A 3,066-nucleotide genomic window follows, 5' to 3' on the forward strand; every position below is an offset into this window, starting at 1 on the left:
AACGCTCCCTGCGGGCTCTGTAAATTATATAGATTGCTAGTTTTAAAGTACCGTCTCTAAAATTTCTACACGTTAATTTTACAGACGTTATTTGATGAAGTTGTATCTTTAATTTTTCTTCGTAGATTATTAAGTGTGATCTTAATTATAAAGAGAGTTAAAGGCTTCTCTTCAATATGGAAACTGTTATAATTAACTTTCTTTTAATAATCCAACTACTTAAAAGCCTATTAATCGTGACAGGGCTCTACGAAGAAGCAGGTTTTCGAAGCCAAGACCTGTCCTGCTTAGATAGCTTTTTAAGGTTATCTCTATTAAAATGGATATTAGTTTTAGCAATTTCCAAATTAAAAAGATGTTTTTTATCTTTCTAAAAAATTAGCGATGCACTTTAGTTTTCTTCGAAGAAATTAAAAAATTGTTATTCCATAGAATAACGTTTATCCAATAGCACTTAGTTTATATTTAAAAGATACATTAAATAATTAACAGCTATTTAATTTACAGAACCCGAAGGGCGCAATGACCGGTAGGTCATACCCCCATCGTTGGTTCGCAAATTATTCATTTTTTCTATAGAAATTAAGTAAAGGAGTTTTAAATTGTGGATATTTCAGCGATAAATATATTGATTTGTGAAGACGAAGATGACATAAGACAGCTGCTTAAGATACATATAGAAAACCAAGGATTTACTGTGTTTGAAAGCAGGAATGGTCTAGAGGCAATAGAAATGATAAATAACAATAAAATAAATCTATTATTATTAGATGTTATGATGCCGATTAAAAATGGATTTGAAGTGATTAAAGAATTGAGAAGAGCACATAATTTAATTCCAATAATAATTCTTACTGCTAGATCAGAAGATGATAATAAGATATTAGGGCTTGATCTAGGTGCAGATGATTATATATGCAAACCATTTAATTATAGGGAAGTTATATCCAGAGTTAAAGCTCAATTAAGACGGTATTTTTCTTTTAATTCTACGGAGAATAAGATCTATAAAAATGGAAAGCTTAAAATGGACATGAATAATTTCGAAGTGTATAACGATGGAAGACTGATAAGTTTAAATCCACAGGAATTCAAACTTTTAGAGATATTTATGGCTAATCCGGGGAGAGTATTTACTAAGGAACAGCTGTATGAAAAGGCTTGGAATTCTGATTATATTAAAGATGATAATACATTGATGGTTCATATTAGCAGACTTAGGGACAAGCTTCAGTGCGGAGAAGATAAAAATTATATTCAAACTATCAGAGGGTTGGGATATAGGATGGTGAAAATTGAGAAATAAAAAGGATAATTATAGAAGTTCTTCATTGCAAAAAAATCTATTTAGAAAATATACTATTTCATTTGTAGTCTTTCAGATAATATACATCATAATTATGAGCTTTTGCATGAAATTTCTTTCTAATAAGTCTGCTAATTTTGTGTTTATGGCAGATGATGTATATAACTCAATTAATGATAATGGATTAAAAAAATATTTATCTAATAGTTTTATTCAAGGAAAGAGTTATATAGAAATTTTAGATTTGGATTATAGAGTTAAATTAAGTATTAAAAGTCCACATAAAGTAGGCTACATGTATAGTAAAGATAGGATGTTAAGCATAGCAAATAATAGAATAAAGAATTTGCATCAGTATTTTCTCGCTAAGAGACAACAAATACTTCTAGTATATGAAGATGATGATGTAAATCCGTATACTACTATTTACGCTTTGGCAATTATAGCATTTTTATCGCTAATGATCCTTGCTTATATTATATTCTTTAAAGTCATGGCAGCATTGGTATCAAAGACTATTGGTAAGCCGCTTAGTTTGCTGTTAGAAGGCGTAAACGCCTTTAAAAATAAAAATTATAGTCATAGAATAAATTTTAATTCAAATAACGAGCTTAATGAATTGAAGAAAGCTTTTAACTCTATGGCAGCTGAATTAGGAACTGAAATAAGTGAAAGAATTAAGGCGCAGAACATTAACAAGCAAATGATACTGGATATAACCCATGACTTAAAAACTCCGCTTACGAATATTGAAGGGTATAGTGAACTGCTGAGGGAAAATCATTTGTTAGAAGAAAGCGTGAAGGAAAAATATCTAGATATAATAATATCTAACAGTAAGAGAACTAATAACTTAATCAAGGATCTTTTTGATTATACTTATTTTGATAATAAGTACATAGTGAAAGAAAAAGTTGATTTCTGCGAAATGCTGAGAAGACTTCTGGTAGAATATATACCAATAATTGAAGATAATAAGAAACAATATGAATTCAACATTCCTGAACAATCCATAAAAGTATTTATGAATAGAAAGATGATGGAGAGGGCAATATGCAACATAATCAACAATTTTATAAAATATAGTGGTGACAGTACTAAAATTCAGTTTGATTTATCTTATGATGAAACAAGTATGGAACTCGTGGTGTCAGACAACGGAGCTGGTATTTCTAAGGAAAAACTTCAGGATATATTTTTGCCTTTTGTAAGAGGTGACGATTCTAGAAATCCAAAGACAGGAGGCACAGGCCTTGGCCTTGCTATAACTAAAAAGGTGATAGAGGACCATGGCGGGAGCATTAGGATAGAACAAAGGCAAGAGGATGGCTGCAGATTTGTTATCAATCTACCAGTGTCAAAATAAATATATAGACCTAAAAATTGAGCGTTTTTTAAACGTATTGGAAACACTGAGATAATCTTATTTAAAACAAAAAAAGATTGCATCTGAGGCAGGCATTCGGAGTGAAATTGCTATGGGGTTATCTAAACATGTTCGTTGGCAGTTGTGGATAACTCTTAACTGTGTGTGAATAAATTGTCTGTGCTATTAAAAGCATGTATTTATATAATATACGAAGTAATATGAAGATAACTCTCAAGAAAATACTAATAAACAAATAAACAAGAACTATGAATGAGCGAAATTGCAAACAAATATTACCAACACGAAATAAAAAGCCCTTACGCGGCTTTGAAAAGCTGTAAAATATCATCAAGAGAAGACCCAGCTTGAGTTCTTTCATAGATAAATGATA

General features: G+C 30.4%; 2 protein-coding genes. Both read left to right on the plus strand.

The window, feature by feature from the left end:
* Window positions 1-604 precede the first annotated feature (604 nt).
* Complete coding sequence (locus CLORY_RS22595; RefSeq protein WP_242954497.1) at window positions 605-1,306, plus strand: response regulator transcription factor; 702 nt, start codon at window positions 605-607, stop codon at window positions 1,304-1,306.
* A complete protein-coding gene (locus CLORY_RS22600) occupies window positions 1,296-2,672 on the plus strand; it encodes a sensor histidine kinase (RefSeq protein WP_079428819.1) in 1,377 nt (458 codons plus the stop codon). Before CLORY_RS22595 ends, CLORY_RS22600 begins: the two co-directional genes overlap by 11 nt.
* The last annotated feature ends 394 nt before the right edge of the window (window positions 2,673-3,066 follow it).

The sequence above is a fragment of the Clostridium oryzae genome (assembly GCF_002029235.1).
GTDB lineage: Bacteria > Bacillota > Clostridia > Clostridiales > Clostridiaceae > Clostridium_AE > Clostridium_AE oryzae.